The sequence below is a fragment of the Flavonifractor sp. An82 genome (genome assembly GCF_002159265.1).
In the GTDB taxonomy this organism is placed as follows: domain Bacteria; phylum Bacillota; class Clostridia; order Oscillospirales; family Oscillospiraceae; genus Flavonifractor.
Genome location: NZ_NFHG01000007.1, coordinates 100,148 through 119,845, shown reverse-complemented (window position 1 = coordinate 119,845; position 19,698 = coordinate 100,148). Strand labels below are relative to the sequence as shown.

24 protein-coding genes are annotated in these 19,698 nt (G+C 61.2%); 14 read left to right on the top strand and 10 right to left on the bottom strand.

What is annotated here, in order from left to right; genetic code table 11:
* Positions 1–22: 22 nt before the first annotated feature.
* The 3 genes from B5G34_RS09500 to B5G34_RS09490 are packed head-to-tail and all read right to left on the bottom strand — an operon-like array spanning position 23 to position 2,200.
* On the bottom strand, positions 23–952 hold the full coding sequence (locus B5G34_RS09500) for a 3-hydroxyacyl-CoA dehydrogenase NAD-binding domain-containing protein (protein ID WP_087336440.1): 930 nt from the start codon (positions 950–952) through the stop codon (positions 23–25).
* A 32-nt stretch (positions 953–984) separates the two neighbouring features.
* Positions 985–1,794, bottom strand: coding sequence for an SDR family oxidoreductase (locus B5G34_RS09495; protein ID WP_087336437.1), 810 nt, complete (start codon positions 1,792–1,794; stop codon positions 985–987).
* A 55-nt stretch (positions 1,795–1,849) separates the two neighbouring features.
* Complete coding sequence (locus tag B5G34_RS09490) at positions 1,850–2,200, bottom strand: cupin domain-containing protein (protein ID WP_087336435.1); 351 nt, start codon at positions 2,198–2,200, stop codon at positions 1,850–1,852.
* A gap of 405 nt (positions 2,201–2,605) precedes the next feature.
* Here B5G34_RS09490 and B5G34_RS09485 point away from each other — a divergent pair, with 405 nt between their 5' ends.
* The 5 genes from B5G34_RS09485 (at position 2,606) to nrdG (ending at position 6,878) form a co-directional block, all read left to right on the top strand.
* Entirely contained in the window at positions 2,606–3,058 is a 453-nt protein-coding gene (locus tag B5G34_RS09485; protein ID WP_087336434.1) for a helix-turn-helix domain-containing protein, read from the top strand.
* 151 nt (positions 3,059–3,209) lie between these two features.
* Entirely contained in the window at positions 3,210–5,132 is a 1,923-nt protein-coding gene (locus B5G34_RS09480; protein ID WP_087336432.1) for an NAD(+) synthase, read from the top strand.
* A 1-nt stretch (position 5,133) separates the two neighbouring features.
* Entirely contained in the window at positions 5,134–5,730 is a 597-nt protein-coding gene (locus B5G34_RS09475; RefSeq protein WP_087336431.1) for a chromate transporter, read from the top strand.
* Positions 5,727–6,290 (top strand): chromate transporter, encoded by a 564-nt coding sequence (locus tag B5G34_RS09470; protein ID WP_087336429.1) that lies wholly within the window; start codon positions 5,727–5,729, stop codon positions 6,288–6,290. The genes B5G34_RS09475 and B5G34_RS09470 overlap by 4 nt, the downstream gene beginning before the upstream one ends.
* Positions 6,291–6,350: 60 nt before the next feature.
* Positions 6,351–6,878, top strand: a complete 528-nt coding sequence (gene nrdG / locus B5G34_RS09465; RefSeq protein ID WP_087336428.1) for an anaerobic ribonucleoside-triphosphate reductase activating protein — start codon at positions 6,351–6,353, stop codon at positions 6,876–6,878.
* Here the strand turns inward: nrdG and B5G34_RS19405 are convergent.
* Positions 6,873–7,007 carry a hypothetical protein gene (locus B5G34_RS19405; RefSeq protein WP_275532295.1) on the bottom strand — a complete coding sequence of 45 codons (135 nt, stop codon included), beginning with the start codon at positions 7,005–7,007 and terminating at the stop codon, positions 6,873–6,875. The two genes, nrdG and B5G34_RS19405, sit on opposite strands and share 6 nt — an antisense overlap.
* A gap of 68 nt (positions 7,008–7,075) precedes the next feature.
* Between B5G34_RS19405 and B5G34_RS09460 the strand changes: the two genes are divergently transcribed.
* The 4 genes from B5G34_RS09460 to rsmI are packed head-to-tail and all read left to right on the top strand — an operon-like array spanning position 7,076 to position 9,387.
* A complete protein-coding gene (locus tag B5G34_RS09460; protein WP_242956952.1) occupies positions 7,076–7,303 on the top strand; it encodes a helix-turn-helix transcriptional regulator in 228 nt (75 codons plus the stop codon).
* The gene (locus tag B5G34_RS09455) at positions 7,300–7,911 is read left to right on the top strand and encodes a CoA pyrophosphatase (RefSeq protein WP_087336427.1); all 612 of its coding nucleotides are present in this window, start codon (positions 7,300–7,302) and stop codon (positions 7,909–7,911) included. Before B5G34_RS09460 ends, B5G34_RS09455 begins: the two co-directional genes overlap by 4 nt.
* Positions 7,908–8,552, top strand: coding sequence for a methyltransferase (locus B5G34_RS09450; protein WP_087336425.1), 645 nt, complete (start codon positions 7,908–7,910; stop codon positions 8,550–8,552). The genes B5G34_RS09455 and B5G34_RS09450 overlap by 4 nt, the downstream gene beginning before the upstream one ends.
* A gap of 4 nt (positions 8,553–8,556) precedes the next feature.
* Complete coding sequence (gene rsmI, locus B5G34_RS09445) at positions 8,557–9,387, top strand: 16S rRNA (cytidine(1402)-2'-O)-methyltransferase (protein ID WP_087336423.1); 831 nt, start codon at positions 8,557–8,559, stop codon at positions 9,385–9,387.
* Positions 9,388–9,634: 247 nt separating this feature from the next.
* On the opposite strand, the gene B5G34_RS09440 is transcribed toward rsmI, so the two are convergent.
* Positions 9,635–9,877, bottom strand: a complete 243-nt coding sequence (locus tag B5G34_RS09440) for an AbrB/MazE/SpoVT family DNA-binding domain-containing protein (protein WP_087336421.1) — start codon at positions 9,875–9,877, stop codon at positions 9,635–9,637.
* A gap of 215 nt (positions 9,878–10,092) precedes the next feature.
* Between B5G34_RS09440 and B5G34_RS09435 the strand changes: the two genes are divergently transcribed.
* Together B5G34_RS09435 and B5G34_RS09430 are read left to right on the top strand one after the other, a co-directional pair.
* Entirely contained in the window at positions 10,093–10,671 is a 579-nt protein-coding gene (locus tag B5G34_RS09435) for a spore maturation protein A (RefSeq protein WP_087336419.1), read from the top strand.
* Positions 10,672–10,673: 2 nt separating this feature from the next.
* Complete coding sequence (locus tag B5G34_RS09430; RefSeq protein ID WP_087336417.1) at positions 10,674–11,192, top strand: nucleoside recognition domain-containing protein; 519 nt, start codon at positions 10,674–10,676, stop codon at positions 11,190–11,192.
* Positions 11,193–11,238: 46 nt separating this feature from the next.
* Here the strand turns inward: B5G34_RS09430 and B5G34_RS09425 are convergent, their stop codons facing one another.
* From B5G34_RS09425 to B5G34_RS09415, 3 genes are read right to left on the bottom strand one after another with little or no spacing between them, the layout of a single operon-like run.
* Complete coding sequence (locus tag B5G34_RS09425; RefSeq protein WP_087336414.1) at positions 11,239–11,448, bottom strand: hypothetical protein; 210 nt, start codon at positions 11,446–11,448, stop codon at positions 11,239–11,241.
* 30 nt (positions 11,449–11,478) lie between these two features.
* The gene (locus tag B5G34_RS09420) at positions 11,479–12,669 is read right to left on the bottom strand and encodes a nucleoside recognition domain-containing protein (protein WP_087336412.1); all 1,191 of its coding nucleotides are present in this window, start codon (positions 12,667–12,669) and stop codon (positions 11,479–11,481) included.
* Positions 12,670–12,726: 57 nt separating this feature from the next.
* Positions 12,727–13,326, bottom strand: coding sequence for a TetR/AcrR family transcriptional regulator (locus tag B5G34_RS09415; RefSeq protein WP_242956950.1), 600 nt, complete (start codon positions 13,324–13,326; stop codon positions 12,727–12,729).
* 99 nt (positions 13,327–13,425) lie between these two features.
* On the opposite strand from B5G34_RS09415, the gene B5G34_RS09410 reads away from it, so the two are divergent.
* On the top strand, positions 13,426–14,304 hold the full coding sequence (locus B5G34_RS09410) for a DegV family protein (protein ID WP_087336410.1): 879 nt from the start codon (positions 13,426–13,428) through the stop codon (positions 14,302–14,304).
* Positions 14,305–14,519: 215 nt separating this feature from the next.
* Here the strand turns inward: B5G34_RS09410 and B5G34_RS09405 are convergent, their stop codons facing one another.
* Positions 14,520–15,641, bottom strand: a complete 1,122-nt coding sequence (locus B5G34_RS09405; protein WP_242956949.1) for an AI-2E family transporter — start codon at positions 15,639–15,641, stop codon at positions 14,520–14,522.
* A gap of 210 nt (positions 15,642–15,851) precedes the next feature.
* On the opposite strand from B5G34_RS09405, the gene nifS reads away from it, so the two are divergent.
* Both nifS and nifU read left to right on the top strand, forming a co-directional pair.
* A complete protein-coding gene (nifS, locus tag B5G34_RS09400; protein WP_087336408.1) occupies positions 15,852–17,051 on the top strand; it encodes a cysteine desulfurase NifS in 1,200 nt (399 codons plus the stop codon).
* Between the two features lie 19 nt (positions 17,052–17,070).
* Positions 17,071–17,511: a Fe-S cluster assembly scaffold protein NifU gene (gene nifU / locus B5G34_RS09395; protein WP_087336406.1), complete on the top strand. Its 441-nt coding sequence runs from the start codon at positions 17,071–17,073 to the stop codon at positions 17,509–17,511.
* Between the two features lie 48 nt (positions 17,512–17,559).
* Here nifU and B5G34_RS09390 read toward each other — a convergent pair whose 3' ends face one another.
* On the bottom strand, positions 17,560–19,677 hold the full coding sequence (locus tag B5G34_RS09390) for a HAMP domain-containing sensor histidine kinase (protein ID WP_087336405.1): 2,118 nt from the start codon (positions 19,675–19,677) through the stop codon (positions 17,560–17,562).
* Positions 19,678–19,698: the final 21 nt, after the last annotated feature.

Below are 19,698 nucleotides of genomic sequence, written 5' to 3'. Positions count from 1 at the left end.
TGCGTAGGATAGGCCGGATGACTTACTTGCCGTACAGCATCCGGATCAGATACTCGTTCAGATCGGCGTTGGATTTGGCCACCTGCTCGGGAGTCCACTTCTGGAAGCCCTCGCCGGTCTTGAAGCCGATCTTGCCTTCATCCCGCAGCTGCTTGAGCAGGGGAGAGGGCTTGTGGGAGTCCTCCAGGTCCTGGAGGATGTAGTCGTGGATGTTGTAGGTCAGGTCGGTGCCCACCATGTCGGCGTTCTCCATGGGGCCCAACTGGGGCAGACGGAGACCGAAGGAGTAGCGCACCGCCTCGTCCACGGTGGCGGCGTCGGCGATGCCGTTCTCCACAATGGAGATGGCCTCACGCCACAGGGCGTGCTGCATACGGTTGGCGATGAAGCCGGGCACGTCCTTCTTGCATAGCACGGGCTTCTTGCCCACGGAGCGCAGAACCTCCATGACAGTCTGAGCAGTCTCGTCGGAGGAAGCGTCGGACTTGACCACCTCCACCAGGGGGATCAGGTGACCGGGGTTCCAGAAGTGGGTACCCACAAAGCGCTCGCGGTGCTTGAGCTCGGCGGAGATCTCGCTGGGGCTCATGACGGAGGAGTTGGTGCAGAAGATGGTGTCCTCGGCGCAGCGCTCCTCCAGCTTGGCGAAGGTCTCACGCTTGATCTTCATGTCCTCGAACACGGCCTCGATGACGAAGTCGGCGTTCTTGACGATGTCGCTGTCCATGTCGGTGGTGAAGGAGATGCGGGAGAGTCGGTCAGCCAGCTCCTCCTCGGTGATGACGCCCTTCTCCACCAGCTGCTTGGTGTTGGTGCGGATACCGGCCTCCACGTCGGTGGGGTACAGGTCGTACATGCCCACCTGGAAGTCGGGGTTGGAAGCGAACACGAAGCCGATGTTCTTGCCCATCATGCCCGCGCCGCAGATCATGATATTTTTGATTTTCTTCATTGCGTTATGCCGTCCTTTCCGTCAAACGGAAATTACACCACCAGGTAACCGCCGGAGCAGTCGCAGTTGCTGCCGGTGATGAAGTTGGAGGCGTCGGAGGACAGGAACAGAGCGTAGCCAACGAAGTCGTCGGGCTCGCCCAGACGACCGATGGGCTCGCGGTTCAGGAAGTTCTTGTACACGGCGGACTCGGGATCGAACATCCACTCGGTCAGGTCGGAACGGAACACGGTGGGGCAGATGGAGTTGACGTTGATGTGGTACTTGGCGGACAGGTCGCAGGCCAGGCAGGAGACCATCAGGTCGGCGCCGCCCTTGGAGGTGCAGTAACCGGTGTAGCCGGCCATGCCGCGCTTGGAGCGCTGAGAGGTCACGATGACCATCTTGCCGCGCTTGGTGTTGTCGGCCTCGTACTGAGCCACCATCTGGTGAGCCACGTACTTGGTCACGATGTAAACGCTCTTGCAGTCGGCGTCCATGATGTACTGCCAGTCGGCAACGGACTGCTCCAGCACGTTCTGGGGCTTGTTGTAGCCGTGGGAGACAGCCAGGATGTCGATGCAGCCGTACTGAGCCACACAGGCCTTGACCAGAGCGTCCACGTCCTCCTCCTTGGCGGGATCGGCCACGAAGTAGGCGCAGTCGATGCCCTCAGCCTTGAACTCGTCCTCCAGAGCCTTCAGCTTGGCGTCGTTGCGGCCGGTCATGAAGACCTTGGCGCCGGCGTAGCCGTAAGCCTTGGCCAGCACGCAGCCCAGAGCGCCGGTAGCGCCGGTGACCAGAGCCACCTTGCCCTTGACGGAGAACATATTCTCAACGAAGTCCTTATTCACGGGAACCATGATGATTTCCTCCTTATATTCTAATGAGTGGTCAAATGACTGATCGGATACGAGATCAGGCGTTGGGGTAGTTGATGATGACCAGCATGCGGGCGGGCAGGTTGCTCTCGTTCTTCAGGCCGCGGCCCTCGTTGGGGGGGAAGGAAATGGACTCGTTGGCGTGGATGACATACTTCTTGCCGTCCTTATCGGTGACGGTCATCTCGCCCTCCAGCACGTAGTAGACCTTCTCCAGCGGGTTGTCCTCGTAAGCCCACTCAGCGCCGCCGCCGGGCAGGAAGGTGGAAACGCCAACCCAGAACTTCTCGGCACCGGTCTCCTCCTTGCCGTGAATGCGCATGGCGACGCAGCCGAAGTGGCCGGCGGCCTCATAAGTCTTGAGCTCCTCAACAGTACGCTTAACCATTTGAAATCCGCTCCTTTAAATAATTTTCATGTGTTTGGGTCATTGCCAGGCCCCTTTGGCCTCAGCACTTTGTCTGGGTATAGTGTAGTCACGGAGCGGGTTTTGTGCAATACGCACAATTATGTAAGTAGGTAACTTGACGGTTTGCACCCACCAAATGGTAAGTACCGCAAAATTGTGAAAAACGACTAAAGGAAGAGATATAAAATGTGCAAAACGGCTGAAAGAAAGCTATGAATTTTCACTTCTTGTTGAAACTACACAATTTCTTTGTTAAAATTTTGGCAGAGCTGACGCGGAAGTATGATTCCCCTCCTTGTGGGGAGCGGGGACGCTGTGGTATCATGGTAGCGGAGGGTCTGCGGCCCCCACGTGTAAATCTGGGACAGAAAGAGGTAACTGCTTGTGTGGAACGATCATTTTGACACACCGACAAATCCCTACCACTATGTGCTGCATTGCATCGGCGGGAAGTGGAAGATGACCATCCTCCATGAGATCCACACCTACGGGAGCATTCGCTTCAACCAGACGTTGAAGGCTCTGCCCATTTCTGAGAAGGTGTTCAGCCAGCAGCTGAGGGAGCTGGTGGAGGCGGGACTCATCCGCCGCATCTCCTACGACACCATCCCACCCAAGGTGGAGTATGTGCTCACCCCCAGCGGGGAGCAGATCATCCCCGCACTGGACGCTCTGTATATCTGGAGCATCCGGCAGATGGACGAGCGGGGGATCCCCATCGACTCCGATGCCTTTGTGGTCCACACCTCCAGCAAATACACCGAGGAGCTGGGGGACATCATGCAGGCCAACGACTTTGAACCGGGCCGCACCCGCCATCGGCGGGACCGGGACTGAGACGGCCTTATGTCAGAAAAGACCCTGCCGGGTCCGGCTTTGCCGGTCTCTGGCGGGGTTTTGCTCTTCCCGACCGGAAGCGTTGCAATATGGGCCGGTTTGGGGTATCATATTCGCTAGAAAAAGATCCTGATGGAAGGAGGCGCGTGATATGCGCGATGGATTTGTCAAGGTTGCCGCCGGCACCCCCAGAATCCGGGTGGCCGACTGCCGTTACAATGCGGAACAGATCTTTACCCTCATGCGGGAGGCGGACAAGCAGGGAGTGAAGGTGCTGGCTCTGCCTGAGCTGTGCCTCACCGGCTATACCTGTGCCGACCTGTTCCTCCAGCCCACCTTGCTGAAAGGGGCGGAGGAGGGGCTGGCCACCATTCTGGAGGCCACCAAGAATCTGGACATGGTGACCGCCGTAGGCCTGCCGGTCTGGAATAAATGGGACAACAAACTGTATAACTGTGCCGCTGTGATACAGAGCGGAGAGATTTTGGGGCTGGTACCCAAGACCTACCTGCCCAATTACGGGGAGTTCTATGAGCAGCGGTGGTTTGCTTCGGGAGCAGGGGTGGAGACCAGAATTTCCCTGTGCGGCCAGGAGGTCTCCCTGTCGAACAACGATTTGTTTGCCTGTGCAGAGATGCCCAATCTGGTCATCGGCGTGGAGATCTGCGAGGACCTGTGGGCCCCCGAGCCTCCCTCCATCCGTCTGGCCCGGGCGGGAGCCACCGTCATCCTGAACCTGTCGGCCTCCAACGAGCTGGCGGGCAAGGCGGCCTACCGCCGGGGGCTGGTGTCCGGTCAGAGCGGACGGCTGGTGTGCGGCTATGTGTATGCCAATGCCGGGGAGGGGGAGTCCACCACCGATCTGGTCTTTGCCGGACACAATATCATTGCTGAGAATGGAACCATCCTGGCCGAGCGGCGGTTTGCCAACGGCCTGACCATCAGCGAGATCGATGTGGACCGGCTGGTCTATGAGCGGCAGCGGATGAACACCTATCAGGCCGACCCCAGCCGAGAGTGCTGGCGGGCCTCCTTTGATCTGGATTTGACCGACACCCGCCTCACCCGCCCGGTGTCCCCCACCCCCTTCGTGCCTCAGGACCGGAACGACCGGGCGGAGCGGTGCAACGAGATCCTGTACACCGCCGCCCTGGGCCTGAAGAAGCGGCTGGAGCACACCCACGCCAAGACGGCGGTGGTGGGCCTGTCCGGCGGTCTGGACTCCACCCTGGCGGTACTCATTACGGCGGTGTCCATGGAGATGCTGGACCGGCCGGCCAGCGATATCATCGCGGTAACCATGCCCTGCTTCGGCACCACCGACCGCACCAAGTCCAACGCGGTGCTGCTGGCCGAGCGGCTGGGCTGCACCCTCAAGACTATTGATATCGGGGAGGCGGTGCGCCGCCACTTCAAGGATATCGGCCAGTCTATGGAGGACCACGACGTCACCTTTGAGAACGGCCAGGCCAGAGAGCGTACCCAGGTGCTCATGGACATCGCAAACCAAACAGGCGGCCTGGTCATTGGCACCGGTGACCTCAGCGAGCTGGCCCTGGGCTGGTGTACCTATAACGGCGACCACATGAGCAACTACGCTGTCAACGCCGGTATCCCCAAGACTCTGGTGCGCCATCTGGTCAGCTTCATCTCCGACGACAAGGAGGCGGAGGACCCTCAGCTGTCCACCGTGCTGGCCGACATTCTGGATACCCCCGTGTCTCCCGAGCTGCTTCCCGCCATTGAGGGGCAGATCGCCCAGAAGACCGAGGATCTGGTGGGGCCCTACGAGCTCCATGACTTCTACCTCTATTACGCCATCCGCTGGGGCTTTGGGCCCAAAAAGGTGCTGCGTCTGGCCGAGCAGGCCATGGGCAAGCGGTATGACCGGGCCACCCTGCTCAAGTGGCTGAAGAACTTCTACCGCCGGTTCTTCTCCCAGCAGTTCAAGCGCTCCTGTCTGCCCGATGGCCCCAAGGTGGGCTCGGTGGCCCTGTCCCCCCGGGGCGACTGGCGCATGCCCTCTGACGCTGTGGCCTCCCTGTGGATGGAGGAACTGGAGGGACTGGAGTAACGTGAATCTTTACTGGAAGCTGTTTTGGCTCTTTGCCCGGATAGGCGTGTGCACCTTCGGCGGCGGCTACGCCATGCTGCCTATCCTCCAGCGGGAGCTGGTGGAGAAGCGTGACTGGGTTCGGGAGGAGGAGCTGACCGACTATTTTGCCATCGGCCAGTGTACCCCCGGCGTCATTGCCGTCAACACCGCCACCTTTGTGGGCCATAAGCTGGCCGGCGGTGTGGGGGGCGTGGTAGCCACCCTGGGGGTGGTGTTCCCCGCCATTGTCATTATCATGGTCATTGCCGCCTTTTTACAGAATTTTGCCCAGCTGCCGGCGGTGATCCACGCCTTCAACGGCGTGCGGGCCTGTGTGTGCGCCCTCATCCTGTCCAGCGTACTCAAGCTGCGCGAGAGTACCATGGTGGATCTGCCCACTGTCCTCATCTTCGCGGTGGTGGTGGTACTGGCGGTGGTGGGCAATTTTGTGACCTTTCCTGCCGGGACCGCCCTGGCGGCGGTGATGGGCTTTGTCACCTCACCCATTGTGTTGGTGGTGGCGGCGGGTGTCACCGGCCTGTGTGTCCGGGCCGCCAAAGGAGGGCTGAAGGGATGAGTTATCTCCAGCTCTTCTATGAGTTTTTCAAAACAGGTCTGTTCGCCATCGGCGGCGGCCTGGCCACCATTCCCTTCCTCACCGACATGGGGACCCGCACCGGCTGGTTTACCGCCGGGGATCTGGCCAATATGATCGCCATTTCTGAGTCCACCCCCGGCCCCATGGGGGTGAACATGGCCACCTATGTGGGATTTCATGTGGGGGGCATACCAGGCGGCGTCATCGCCACCCTGGGATTGATCTGTCCATCCATCATCGTGATTCTGGTGATCGCCGGATTTTTGAAAAAATTCCGGGAGAGCCGGGGGGTAGACGCGGTGTTTTACGGCATCCGTCCCGCCTCTACCGCTCTGATCGCCGCGGCCCTGATGGAGGTGTGCGCCATCGCCCTTATCAACACCGGCGCCGCCTTCGGTACAGCGGAATTTTTCCAGTGGAAGAGCATCCTGCTGGCGGTGGTGGTCTTTGCCTGCCTTCAGGTGAAATCCCTGAAAAAGATCCACCCCATTGTGTTTATCGCCGCCTCGGCGGTGGTAGGCGTGGTGTTCCAATTCTAAAATAAGAAGGAAGAGGGGGCTGCTGCGGTGCAGCAGCCCCCTCTTTACAGGAGAACTGATATGCGTATTGCCAATGTGGTGTCCGACTCCATTGTGGACGGCCCCGGCCTGCGGTTCACTGTCTTTACTCAGGGCTGTCCCCATCACTGTCCCGGCTGCCACAATCCCGACACCCACGACCCCGCCGGGGGCCGGGAGGTGACGGTGGAGGAGCTGGCGGAGCAGATGGAGTCCAATCCCCTCACCGACGGGCTCACCCTGTCCGGCGGGGAGCCCTTTGACCAGGCGGAGGAGTGCGCCGCCCTGGCGGCCTGGGCCAGAGCCCGCGGCCTCAATGTGTGGGCCTACACCGGCTATCTCTACGAAACCCTGCTGGAGCGGGAGGACGGTGGCGTGCCCGCCCTGCTGGAGCAGGTAGATGTGCTGGTGGACGGGCCCTTTGTGGAAAAGCTCAAGTCCTATGACGCTCTTTTCCGGGGGAGCACCAACCAGCGGCTCATCGATGTACCCAAGAGCCGGGCGTCGGGGAAAGTGGTGCTGTGGAGTCGCCCCGATCCCCTGGCCCACTTCACCCGACCGGAGTCATAGCGCCCCGTTCTGGCGCAGGCCCGCCCCGGTGCGTACCCCCAGCAGGAAGGCATCCCCGTCGTCCCTGCTCTGACGGTCCAGATAGGGTTTGATGTATCCTTCATAGAGGAAGGTCAGAAAGTCACTCATAGCACCACCTCCAATGTCGTGTTTATTATACACCACATAAAATGTCATGTCAAGGGGGCCTTGTTACAATGGAAAAAATCATGGAGCCCTTTGGAAAGCGGCTCAAAGAGCTTCGGAAGGAAAAGCATAAGACCCAGGTGGAAATGGCACAGCTTCTGGACTGTACCGACCGGCATTATCAGCGGATGGAGTATGGCTATATCAATGTGCCGTCCCTGACGCTGATTCATCTGGCTGACTATTTCGGCGTGACCACCGACTACCTGCTGGGGCGGACGGAAGGGAAAGAAGCATGACCCTGGCCGATTTTCGGGCCCGCTGGGCGGGCCATGTGCCTGAAATCCAGGACGTCAAGCAGGAATATGCGGTGCTGGTCCCTCTGGTGGAGGGGCCGGAGGGGCTGAGCCTGCTCTTCGAGGTGCGCGCCTCCACCCTGGCCCACCAGCCGGGAGAGGTGTGCTTCCCAGGCGGCAAGGTGGAGCGGGGGGAGAGCCCCCGGGACTGCGCTCTGCGGGAGACCTTTGAGGAGTTGGCCATCCCAGCTGGGGAGGTGGAGATTATCTCCCCCCTGGACCTGCTGGTGCAGCAGGGCAAGTTTGTGATGCACCCCTTCCTGGGGGTGGTGAGCCCGGCGGGACTGGCCGCCATGGCCCCCAGCCCTGCCGAGGTGGACAGCACCTTCCTGGTGCCGGTGGAGTGGCTGCGCACCCACCCGCCTCAGATCTACTCCTACGAGCTCAAGCCCCAGGTGGGGACGGACTTCCCCTATGACTGCATTGGCTTTCCCAACGGCTACCGCTGGCGCAGCGGGACGGCCACTGTGCCCGTCTACCCCTGGACGGACCGGCCTATCTGGGGACTCACCGGCCGCATCGTCCGCCGCCTGATGGAGGGTATGGCATGAGAGGGCCGGAGCAGCTGGGTCCCTACCGCTATGAGCAGTCGGACACCTGCTTCCCCCTGGGGCAGGACAGCCTGGCCCTGGCCGCATTTGCCACCCTGCGGCGGGGGGACAGGGTGTGCGATCTGGGCTGCGGGGCGGGGGCTTTGCTCCTGCTTCTGGCCGGGCGGCAATCCACATTGACCCTGACCGGTGTGGAAATTTCCCCGGCGGACAGTGCCCTGGCCCGCAAGAATCTGGCGGAAAATGGCTTGACGGGGGAAATTTACACCGGCGATCTCCGCCAGGTGTGCAAAACTCTGCCGGCGGGGGGCTTCTCCCTGGTGATCGCCAACCCGCCCTACTTCAAGGCGGGCAGCGGGGGAGACGGCGGAGCGACCCGCATGGAGGAGGCCACGCTGGCCGACTGGTGCGCCGCCGCCGGACGGCTGGCCAAAAACGGCGGGCGGTTTGCCCTGGTCCACCGGCCGGAGCGTCTGGCAGAGCTCTTTGCCGCCCTCCATGAAAGCGCCCTGGAGCCCAAACGGCTCCGGCTGATCCAGCACCGGGAGGACACGCCCCCCTCCGCTGTTCTGGTGGAGGCGGTGCGGCAGGGCAGGCCGGGACTGGAGGTCCTGCCTACATTACTGATGAACCGGAGGTAATCCTATGGCCGGAATCTTATATCTGGTACCCACCCCCATCGGCAACCTGGGGGATATTTCCCAGCGGATGGCGGATACCCTGGCGGCAGTGGACTTCATTGCCGCCGAGGACACCCGGGTGTCCCTCAAGCTGCTCAATCACCTGGGGCTGAAAAAGCCCATGATCTCCTACTACCGCCACAACACCGAGGCGGGTGGACAGGCGGTGCTGGGCCGCCTGCTGGCAGGGGAGAGCTGCGCTCTGGTCACCGACGCAGGTACCCCGGCGGTGTCCGACCCCGGCGAGGATCTGGTGCGGCTGTGTGCCCAGAATGGGGTGGAGGTGGTGGCCATTCCCGGCCCCTGCGCCCTGGTTACCGCCCTGTCGGTATCCGGGCTGCCCACCGGCCGCTTTACCTTTGAGGGTTTTCTGGCCATGAACAAGAAAAACCGCCGGGCCCACCTGGAGGAGCTGCGGCAGGAGCGGCGTACCATGATCTTCTACGAGGCCCCCCACAAGCTGACTGCCACCCTGGCCGATCTGGCGGAGGTCTTTGGAACGGACCGGCGGATCTCCCTGTGCCGGGAGCTGACCAAACTCCACGAGGAGGTGCGCCGCACCACCCTGGGGGAGGCGGTGACCTGGTACGAGGCCAACCCGCCCCGGGGAGAGTTCGTCCTGGTGGTGGAGGGCGCCGCGGAGGACGCCCGGGAGACCCCCACCCTGGAGCAGGGGCTGGAACGGGTGGCCCAGCTGCGGGAGCAGGGCATGTCCCTGAAGGACGCCGCCCGGCAGGCCGCCAAGGAGACCGGTCTGCCCAAGAATGAGCTCTATAGCAGGGCTATGAATGAATAAACAATGTTATCCTAATTAGGATAATCAAATATTACAAATCGTATATTTTTGACCCGAATCAAAAGTGTCAAATCCGCAGAAAAAGCGTCGATTCAGCGGGAAAACAGGGAAAAAGATGGGAAAAAACAGCACAAAATTGAAGCAATCTTTTAACCTGTGTTAATTGTATAATTATTAGCAAATTTAGCAAAAGAAAGGGACTCCACCTGCAAAATGCAGGTGGAGTCCCGGTTTCTTTCTGCTTGGATCACTTCAGCTGGAGCTCACGGATGCAGTTGGTGCACACGTTTTTGCCCTTAAAGTTGACCACATCCTTGGCATCATCGCAGAAAATGCAGGCGGGCTGATACTTTTTCAGCACAATAGAGGCGCCGTCCACATAAATCTCCAGAGAATCCTTCTCCGCGATATCCAGCGTGCGGCGAAGTTCGATGGGCAGGACGATGCGGCCCAGCTCATCTACTTTGCGTACGATCCCAGTTGACTTCATAAATGCTACTTCCTTTCCCTATTAGCTTCCAATTATTCCCTTCATTAACTAGAAACTGACACAATTATAACACAACGTATTGCCCTGTCAAGCGATGTTACAAAAACTTCATATATTATCTGCCAATTTTCGCCGTGGAATTGGGTATCTTTTCCGAAGCTGGATCGTATAGATAGCCTGATCTGGAAATTAGGAAGGAGAAAGGGGCGGAGGGCATGGCAATGGCGGCAATCTGGACGGGGATGGTGGTCATCTCCATCCTGTGCGGGCTGGCCACCGGCAACGGCGGGGCGGTGGGGGCGGCGGCGCTGGAGGGAGCCGGGGCGGCGGTGGATCTGTGTCTGGCCATGTCAGGGGTGCTCTGCTTGTGGATGGGGGTCATGGAGATCATGAAGCGCTCCGGTCTGTCCGCCGGCCTGTCCCGGCTGCTGCGGCCCCTGCTGGGCCGGCTCTACCCGGCCTTTGCCCGGGACCGGGACGTGATGGACAGCATCTCCGCCAACGTATCGGCCAACCTTTTGGGACTGGGCAACGCCGCCACCCCCTTGGGCATTCAGGCGGCCCGGCTCATGAGCCGACGCACTCCGGGAGTGGCCTCCGATTCCCTGTGCATGCTAGTGGTGTGCAACACTGCCTCCATTCAGCTCATTCCCACCACCGTGGCGGGGGTGCGGCTGGCTGCCGGGTGTGAGACCCCCTTTGATATCCTGCCGGCGGTGTGGCTGGCCTCCGCCCTGTCAGTGACCGTGGGTATCCTGGCGACCAAGCTGTTGGCCAGGCTGTGGAGGGACTGACCATGGGGACCTTTTTTACCATGCTGGTGCCCATCATCATCGGGACGGTTGCCCTGTGGGGCATGGTGCGGAAGGTGGACGTGTACAGCGCCCTTATCTCCGGCGCGGAGGAGGGGCTGGGGGTGCTCATCCGCATCGTGCCCGCCCTGGTGGGCCTGCTGACAGCGGTGTACATGCTGCGGGCCTCGGGGGTGCTGGAGCTGGCGGCGGAGGCCCTGGCGCCTCTGCTTACCAACCTGGGCATCCCGCCGGAGACGGTGGCCCTGATGCTGGTGCGTCCGGTCAGCGGTTCCGCCGCCCTGGGTGTGGGGGCGGAGCTCATTTCCACCTACGGCCCGGACTCCCTTATCGGCCGTACCGCTGCCGTCATGCTGGGGTCTACCGAGACTACCTTCTATACCATTGCCGTCTATTTCGGGGCGGCGGGCATCGTCAAGACCCGCTACGCCGTGCCTGCCGCTCTGTGCGCTGATCTGGCCGGCTTCTTGGCCGCCGCCTGGGCGGTGCGGCTACTGTTTTAAAACGCAAAAGCGGGACCCGCTGCTGATGCAGCGGGTCCCGCTTTGATTATAAGGTGAAATCCTCGTCCTTCAGCTTGCCCAGATCCAGCGACACCGGCGGAGTGGGCACCCGCTTCAGCGGGTCATACCGGAAGGAGCGGCAGCTGCCCCCGGGGGAGACCACGCCCTTCTTGACGCAGAGGACCTGCTCCTCGTCCAGCTTGGTGCCGCGCTGGCAGTAGCAGCAGCGGGGCTCAATGTCCTTTTGGAACAGCATATGCTCCCTCCTCTTTTCTCGTACCTATCATTATACCACGCTTTTCCGGCGTTTGCCAAGGCATTTTCGTGAGCCCAGGGCCGCCGCCAGCAGAAAGCCAAGGAAGATGAGCCATGCCGCCAGGATGGAGACGGTAAGGGTACTGTGAAATTCCATGCCTGCGATGCCGGCCACCTGGTCGGCCAGGTAATTGGAAACGGGAGCGGTGAGGGGGACCAGACGGACCAGCACCCCGATGAAGAGGGCGGACAAAAAGCCGTGGAGCAGCTTGCCTGCCAGATAGGTGCCCACGGACAGACCGCTGCCCCCGATGAAGGAGAGCACCTGACAGTGGACCGACAGCCCTGCCCATCCCAGCATGAAGGCGGCCATGGTGAGCCGGCCGCTGAGGGCGCCCCCCTCCGACAGGGTGGACACTCCGGAGGAGATCTCCAGCGCGCCGGTGAGCAGCCGCTGGGCCCACTCCGGGGTCAGACCGAAGGGGGCCAGCACGGTACCCAGCACCTGAGCCAAACCGGGCAGAAAGCCGGAGCGGATCAAAAGCTGGATCACGACTGTAAAAAACACCACAAAGGCACAGATATTCAGGGTAGACAGAAAGGCATTTTTCACCGAGCCGGTAAAGGCGGTGGAAAAGCGCTGGGCCTGAAACTGAGGAGAGGAGCGGCGGGCCTTGCCCTTGCCGCAGTCCTCCGCGGCCTTGTAGAACCGGAAGAGCAGCCCCACGCACACCGACGCCAGAGCGTGGGCCAGGTAGAGGGCCACCCCCACTGCGCTGCTGGCGAAGATGCCCGCCCCCACCACCCCCAGAATAAAGGCGGGGCCGGAGTTATTGCAGAAGGCCAGCAGCCGCTCCGCCTCGGTACGGGTGCACATCCCTTTCTCATACAGGCTGATGGCGGTCTTGGCGCCCACCGGGTAGCCCCCCACGAAGCCCAGGGCAAAGGCGGAGGCGCAGGCGCCGCTGACGTGAAAGAGGGGGCGCATGACCCCCTCCAGCAGCCGGCCCAGATAGCGGGCCAGACCCAGCTCCACCACCAGGGAGGAGAGCACAAAGAAAGGAAACAGAGACGGGATAATCACGTTATAGCACAGCTGGAGGCCGGTCCGGGCGGCCTCCATGGATGGCTTTGGGTAGAGCATCAGCGCCAATGTGGCGCACAACAGGACCAGACCCAGGAGCAGATCGCGGATCCGGGCCTTGGACAGCAGTCGGGACATGGCACACACCTCCTTCACAGATGGGTATGCGCCATGGAAGAAAAAGTTGCCTGTCCCTTAGCCGGTGCGGAACACCTGGCTGAAAAGGGTATAGTCCTGCTCCAGCCTGGCCAGCAGCCGGTAGGAGCCCCGGTGGAGGGTCCAGTCGATGACTACGCCGCGGAAGTGACGCAGCAGGAAGTCGGCGGTCCACTCCGCCGACCAGCCGGGCAGCAGCCCGCCCTCGGCCTCCGCCTGCCCCAGACAATCGGCCATGGCCCGCAGGGTGAACCGGCTGGAATCCATGGAGGAGGTGTCGTCAGGGGAGTCCAGCCGCCGCTGGTAGTAACGGGCCACCAGCTCCCAGCCCAGGTTTTCCAGAAATTCGGCGTAGTTGGTCATCAGCCGCCACAGCCGGTCGGCGGGAGGGTCGTCCTGGTGGCCGTTGAGGGCCTGCTCCAGATAGGTGTCCAGCGGGGCAAAGCCCCGGGAGAGCAGGTCCTCCTTGGAGCGGAAGTGGTGGTAAAAGGCCCCTGTGGTGATGCCCGCCTGCTGGCAGATCTCCCGAATGGAGACCTTGTCAAAGCTCTGCTTGCGGGACAGGTCCATGGCGGCCTGCAAAATGGCCTGCTCGGTCTGTTTGGCCTGCTCTTTTCTACGGGTTCGATAGTCCTCCACGGGCTTCCACCTCTTGACAGCGGCGACCCTTTGCCGCTATAATTTAAGTAGTCACATAACGACGTTATGTCAGTTTCCCAAACTTGATTATAGAGTAGGATGATCAGCTTGTCAAACGTACAGAAGATCGCATTGCTCACCGATTCCACCGCCGATCTGTCCCCCGCCCTGCGGGAGGGCAAGCCCATCTATACGGTCCCCCTGAAGATCGTGTGTACCGACGGGGAGTACTCCGACGGGGTGGACATTTTCTCCGGGGATATCTATGAGCGGCTGCACCGGGGCGAACTGCCCCGGACATCGCTGCCTGACGGCGGCAGTGTCAGCGACACCCTGGACCAAATCAAGGCCGACGGCTATGAAAGGGTGCTGGCTGTTATGCTGTCCTCCGGCCTGTCGGGCACCTATAATATGGTGCGCCTTCTGGCGGAGACCCGCAGCGATTTGGAGATCGCCGTGTTTGACTCCAAGAGCGGCTCCTTGGGCATGGGGATCATGGTGCTCCAGCTGTGGGAGGATATCCTGGCCGGCGCCGACTGGGATACCCTGGTGCACAAGCGGGTGCCCCAGCTGATCGACAACACCTTCCCCTTCTTCTCGGTGGATACCCTGGAGTATCTCAGCAAGGGCGGGCGTATCGGCAAGGTGACCGCTCTGGCCGGCACACTGCTGAGCATCAAGCCCGTCATCTCTTTTGCCGGGGATGGGCAGCTCCAGAGCGTGGCCAAGGTACGGGGCCGCCGGCAGGTACAGGACAAGATCCTGGACCTGATGGCCCAGAAGCTCAAGCCCGGTGTGCGGTATAACCTGGGCATTGCCAACGGCGGCGCACCTGAAGAGATGGCGGAGTTTGCCGTCCGGATGAGAGAGCGCTTTCCCAATGCTGAGCACATGTGGGAGGGCGAGATTGACGCCACCCTCAGCGTCTACATCGGCGACGGTGTGCTGGGCGGCGGGATCCAGCTGCTTGAGGATTAGGCCTTGTTTGAATATTATCAACAAGCCCAATCGCCGGGCCTTTTGCCCTCTGGACGGCACAATTTTTCCTTGAAATCCGTCAGGATTCCTGCAAAAAAATTGCTTGCCAGCGGCCAAAATTCCTCGCCGCTGGGCATATCGCCAATATTCAAACAAGGCCTAAAGAAACAACCATAAAAATGCCCTGCTGCACAGGCAGCAGGGCATTTTTGTACTCAGACAGCGGGCTTATCCAGCCGCTTGCGGAGGTCCCGGCGCAGCAGGGTGTAGGCCACCGAGGCGATGGGGACGCTGACGAGGATGCCGGGCACGCCCCACAGGCTGCCGCCTACGGTGACGGCGGCCAGCACCCAGATACCGGGCAGGCCCAGAGAGGTGCCCACCACCCGGGGATAGATCACGTTGCCCTCCACCTGCTGGAGGATGATGAGGAAGACCAGGAAGATAAAGGCCTTCAGGGGGGAGACCATCAGCAGCAGGACGGCCGACAGGATGGCGCCGATGTAGGCGCCCGCCACCGGGATAAGGGCCGAGGCTCCCACCGTGACGCCAATGAGGGGGGCGTAGTCGGGCTGGATGAACAGCATGCCGATGGTGCACAGTCCGCCCAGGATACAGGCCTCGATGCACTGACCGGTGACAAATTTGGTGAAGGTGGCGGCGGTAAGGGAGACCACATCAGAGATGGGACCGGCCACCTTGGCGGGGACATAGGCCTTCAGCAGGCGGCGGCATTGGCCCAGCAACTTATCCCGGCCGGAGAGCATATAGATGGAGAAAACCAGGGCCAGCACACCGGTGACGACGATGGAGACCAGGCCGGTGGTGAACTCTATGATCTGGGGGCCCAGGTTGGAGAGAAATTTCAGGGCGTTGTTGAGGATGCCCTCCAGAGTGGTATTCAGCTTGGACAGGTCCAGCTGCTCAATATCCAGATTGAGGTAGTCCAGCAGATGGTTGATGGAGTTCTGGGCGTTGGCGATATAGCCGCTGAGGTTGAGGACAAAGGTCTGGATACTCTCCACCAGCTTGGGCAGTACGAAGGAGAAGATGGCCACCACAATAATAATGAGGGCCAGATAGGAGGTAAGGACGGCCAGGGGCCGGGCAGCGCCCCGGGCGGAGATTTTGTCCAGGCCCCGGCTGTACAGCCGGAAAAAGAACTGACAGGGACGGTTGAGCACAAATGCCAAACAGAAGCCGATGATGAGGGGCTTGAACACCGACAGCAGGATGCCCAGCGCACCGGCCAGCACATCCAGCCGGGCCAGTACCATCACCAGCACCACCGCATAGGTAATGATGAGCAGGATGCTTTTGAACAGCTTTTTATCCATAACAGACCTCAGTTCTATAGCAAAGAATGGTAGTTCCACTATAGCATCCCGGCGGTATGCCGTCAACGGGAAAGAGGGATGCTTCATAAAAATTTAAGCAGAGACCCGATGAAATGTAAGTTCATGAAATTTTACTTGACAGGAATGAACTGCTATCGTATAATCTAGTAAACAGATAGGAATTAAGTAGATTCCGGAAAGGAGCCACCTATGGCTGAACGATTCATTTATGCTGACCACGCGGCGACCACCGCTGTGACTGATACTGCCCTTGCCGCTATGCTGCCCCATTTCACCCGGGACTATGGCAACCCCTCCAGCCTGTACCGCTTCGCTCAGGAGGGCAAGACCCACCTGGAGGAGGCCCGGGCCCAGGTGGCTGCCTGCCTGAATGCCAAGCCGGAGGAGATCTACTTCACCTCCGGCGGCACCGAAGCCGACAACTGGGCCCTGCGGGGTGTGGCTGAGCTGATGGCCCTCAAGGGTAAAAAGACCGGCCACATCATCACCAGCGCCATTGAGCACCACGCCATCCTCCACACCGCCCAGTACCTGGAGAAGCAGGGCTATGAGGTGACCTACCTGCCGGTGGACCGGGAGGGTCTGGTAGACCCCGCCGCCGTGGAACAGGCCATCCGGCCGGACACCATCCTCATCTCCATCATGGCTGCCAACAATGAGATCGGCACCATACAGCCCATCGCCGAGATCGGCGCCATTGCCCGGGCCCACAAGGTGCTCTTCCACACCGACGCCGTCCAGGCGGTGGGCCACATCCCGGTGGATGTGGAGGGGTGGAACGTGGACCTGCTCTCCCTGTCCGGCCATAAGTTCGGCGGGACCAAGGGGATCGGCGCTCTGTATATGAGAAAGCCCCTCCGCCTGCCCGCCCTCATCCAGGGCGGCGGCCAGGAGAAGGGGCGCCGCTCCGGCACCGAGAACGTGCCCGGCGCGGTGGGTATGGCCGCTGCTTTGAAGGAGGCGGTGGACCGGCTGCCGGAGGAATCCGCCCGGCTGACCGCCCTGCGGGACAAGCTCATTGCGGGGCTGAGCAAGCTGCCCTATACCAGCCTCACCGGCCACCCCTCCAAGCGGCTGCCCGGTACTGCCTCCTTCGTGTTCGAGGGCGTGGAGGGCGAGGCTCTGCTGCTTCACCTGGACGCCAAGGGGATCTGTGCCTCCTCCGGCTCCGCCTGCTCCTCCGCCTCCCTGGACCCCTCCCATGTGCTGCTGTCCATCGGCCTGCCCCACGCCATTGCCCATGGTTCACTCCGACTCTCTCTGGGGCCTGACAACACCGAGGAAGAGGTGGACTATATCCTGAAAGAAGTGCCCGCCGTAGTGGCCTACCTGCGGGAGATGTCCCCGGTTTGGGACAAGGAAGCCCAGAAGCCTACCTGGGAACTGTAATAGAAAAGGAGAATATCACATGCTGTATTCTGATAAGGTCATGGACCATTTTGAACATCCTCGCAATGTGGGAGAAATTGAGAATGCCGACGGGGTAGGCCAGGTGGGCAATCCCAAGTGCGGCGACATCATGAAGATGTACCTGAAGATCGACGGCGATATGATCACCGACGTGAAGTTTAAGACCTTCGGCTGCGGTTCGGCCATCGCCACCTCCTCCATGGCCACCGAGATGATCAAGGGTAAGACCATCGGGGAGGCCATGAATCTCACCAACGCCGCTGTGGCAGAGGCTTTGGACGGCCTGCCCGCCTATAAGATGCACTGTTCCGTGCTGGCGGAGGAGGCCATCAAGGCCGCCCTGGCCGACTACTACAGGAAACAGGGTCAGCCGGTGCCCGACTCCCTCAAGCTGCCCTGTGACTGTGAAGAGGGGCACTGCTGCTCCTCCTGCGGATAAAGAGAAAGGACCCGCCCCGGAACCGATGTTCCGGGGCGGGTCCTTTGATCAGGTGGCGGGGGGCAGCGGCTGGGTCTCCTCCTCCGGCGGAGGGGCCAGGGGGAAGGTGACGGTGGCCTTGAACAGATCCCCGTCGATGGAGAGCCCAAATTGCCCTCCCTGCAGCTCGGTGAGGCTGCGGGCAATGGACAGCCCCAGGCCGGAGCCGTCGGTGGTGCGGGAGGTATCCCCTCGCACAAAGCGTTCCATCAGCTGCTCCGGAGGGATGTTCAGGGGTTCCCGGGAGATATTTTTGACGGAGAAAACGGCCTTGTCCTCCTGATGCTCGATGTCCACGTAGACCCGGGTACCCTCCAGGGTGTACTTGTTGCAGTTGGACAGCAGGTTGTCGATGACCCGCCACAGATGGTGGCCGTCAGCTTGGATCCAGGCGGCCTCGTCAGGGTATCGGGTGACCAGAGACAGCCTGTTCTGGGTAAATTTCTCCTCAAATTCCCCTAAAGCCTGCTGCACCAGCTGGACCATGCTCAGGGGCTCCAGGTGGACCGGCAGGGTGCCGGTGGAGGCTTTGGAGGCCTCCACCAGGTCCTCCGTCAGTTTTTTCAGCCGCAAACTCTTGCGGGTGAGCACCTCGATATAGGACTGGATCTGGGGATTGTCTATGGGCTCCTTTTTCAGCAGGTCCACATAGTTGATGATGGAGGTAAGGGGAGTCTTCAGATCGTGGGACACGTTGGTGATGAGCTCGGCCCGGAAGCGCTCGCTGCGGATGCGCTCATCCACCGCCTGGCTGATGGTGCCGCCCAGGTCGTTGAGCTGTCGGGCGTGCTCGGCCAGGTCCCGGTACAGACCCTTGGTGTTGATCTTGAAATTGGGGTCGCCTCCCAGGATGCGCTGGGCTCCCTGGCGTACCCGGTTCCACTGGAGGGTCCACCGGCACAGCAGCCACAGCACCAGCCCCTGATAGACGGGGACCAGCACCAGGGTGAGGCCGGTAAGGAAGCTGCCCACCAGATAGAGCAGGAAAAGCAGGATGGTACGGCTGGTCAGGGGCCAGCTGCCCACCACATTGCGGACTGCCCGGCCTAGTACGGAAATGAGCCGCCACACCAGGGTGTTGGACCAGAAGGTGCGTGCCCGGACGCGGACGATGCAGGTGAGCAGGGCGGAGAGCAGGCACAGGCCGATGCCGCAGGACACCAGGGCCAGACCTACCACCAGGTCGGTGGTGGGACCGTTGGCGTTGAGGGCGACGGCCATGGGGTCTCCACCGGCCAGCAGCAGGAGGACCGCCCATACCTCCAGCAGCAACAGCAGGTCCAGGGGGATGCGGTCAAACCAGGTGAGGTAGATGCCCTTCTGATCGGCCCGCCTGCCGGCGGTGCGGCACAGGAAGGCGCACAGCAGCACGCAGGACAGGTCCAGTACCACCGTAAGCACCGCCATGGCAGGCAGATAGCGGGCGTACTCAGTAAAGTCGGCGGCGCCCTCATAAAAGTCATCATGGACCGGAAGGGTGGGGTCCACGCCGTACTCCACCGCCAGCTCCACATAGAGCAGCCGGGTGTCCTTGGACTGGTCGTAGTCCCAGGAGTTGCCGTTGAAGGTGTAGCCGTATTTGGCGGCAAGGGCGGCGTCATTGGGGGTGATGAGTTGCTCGCTGCCGTCGTCCAGTACCGCATAGAGCAGATAAAACTGCTTCTCACCGTTCCATACGAAGTAGTCCCCCCGGCGCTCGGTGCCGTCATTGTAGGTCAGGGAGATGGAGTCCCGGTACACGGTATGGACGCTGCTTTCCATGGCGGCGCCGTCCTCCAGATTGGTATAGATCAGCGCGCCGGTGTCGTTGCGCCGGATGGAGAAGCGGAAGTTGGTCCGGCTGTTGTCCAGCTTGTACTCCAGGTCGGACAGCCGCTGCTCATCCAGGTAGGACAGCTTGGCGTCCCAGTCCTGGTACTGGAGCAGACGGGCCAGCTCGGATACCTGATTGTACCAGATGCTCATGTTCTGGAAACAGGAGTTGCTGGAGTAGTAGCCCACCCCCGTCCACAGGGTGTCCCACTGGGAAAAAATAAACAGGGAGGCCCATACGCCGCCCACCCCGGTGCCCAGGGCCAGCAGAAAGGCCAGAACCTTCACCGCCAGGCGGGTACCCAGTTGCTTCATGGTATCACTGCTCCTTGTCTG

Coding starts and splice junctions, on each gene's coding strand:
- B5G34_RS09500 (WP_087336440.1), bottom strand. CDS start 952: ATGAAGAAAATCAAAAATATCATGATCTGCGGCGCGGGCATGATGGGC.
- B5G34_RS09495 (WP_087336437.1), bottom strand. CDS start 1,794: ATGGTTCCCGTGAATAAGGACTTCGTTGAGAATATGTTCTCCGTCAAG.
- B5G34_RS09490 (WP_087336435.1), bottom strand. CDS start 2,200: ATGGTTAAGCGTACTGTTGAGGAGCTCAAGACTTATGAGGCCGCCGGC.
- B5G34_RS09480 (WP_087336432.1), top strand. CDS start 3,210: ATGCGCGATGGATTTGTCAAGGTTGCCGCCGGCACCCCCAGAATCCGG.
- B5G34_RS09470 (WP_087336429.1), top strand. CDS start 5,727: ATGAGTTATCTCCAGCTCTTCTATGAGTTTTTCAAAACAGGTCTGTTC.
- nrdG (WP_087336428.1), top strand. CDS start 6,351: ATGCGTATTGCCAATGTGGTGTCCGACTCCATTGTGGACGGCCCCGGC.
- B5G34_RS19405 (WP_275532295.1), bottom strand. CDS start 7,007: ATGAGTGACTTTCTGACCTTCCTCTATGAAGGATACATCAAACCCTAT.
- B5G34_RS09460 (WP_242956952.1), top strand. CDS start 7,076: ATGGAAAAAATCATGGAGCCCTTTGGAAAGCGGCTCAAAGAGCTTCGG.
- B5G34_RS09455 (WP_087336427.1), top strand. CDS start 7,300: ATGACCCTGGCCGATTTTCGGGCCCGCTGGGCGGGCCATGTGCCTGAA.
- B5G34_RS09450 (WP_087336425.1), top strand. CDS start 7,908: ATGAGAGGGCCGGAGCAGCTGGGTCCCTACCGCTATGAGCAGTCGGAC.
- rsmI (WP_087336423.1), top strand. CDS start 8,557: ATGGCCGGAATCTTATATCTGGTACCCACCCCCATCGGCAACCTGGGG.
- B5G34_RS09440 (WP_087336421.1), bottom strand. CDS start 9,877: ATGAAGTCAACTGGGATCGTACGCAAAGTAGATGAGCTGGGCCGCATC.
- B5G34_RS09435 (WP_087336419.1), top strand. CDS start 10,093: ATGGCAATGGCGGCAATCTGGACGGGGATGGTGGTCATCTCCATCCTG.
- B5G34_RS09430 (WP_087336417.1), top strand. CDS start 10,674: ATGGGGACCTTTTTTACCATGCTGGTGCCCATCATCATCGGGACGGTT.
- B5G34_RS09425 (WP_087336414.1), bottom strand. CDS start 11,448: ATGCTGTTCCAAAAGGACATTGAGCCCCGCTGCTGCTACTGCCAGCGC.
- B5G34_RS09420 (WP_087336412.1), bottom strand. CDS start 12,669: ATGTCCCGACTGCTGTCCAAGGCCCGGATCCGCGATCTGCTCCTGGGT.
- B5G34_RS09410 (WP_087336410.1), top strand. CDS start 13,426: ATGATCAGCTTGTCAAACGTACAGAAGATCGCATTGCTCACCGATTCC.
- B5G34_RS09405 (WP_242956949.1), bottom strand. CDS start 15,641: ATGGATAAAAAGCTGTTCAAAAGCATCCTGCTCATCATTACCTATGCG.
- nifS (WP_087336408.1), top strand. CDS start 15,852: ATGGCTGAACGATTCATTTATGCTGACCACGCGGCGACCACCGCTGTG.
- nifU (WP_087336406.1), top strand. CDS start 17,071: ATGCTGTATTCTGATAAGGTCATGGACCATTTTGAACATCCTCGCAAT.
- B5G34_RS09390 (WP_087336405.1), bottom strand. CDS start 19,677: ATGAAGCAACTGGGTACCCGCCTGGCGGTGAAGGTTCTGGCCTTTCTG.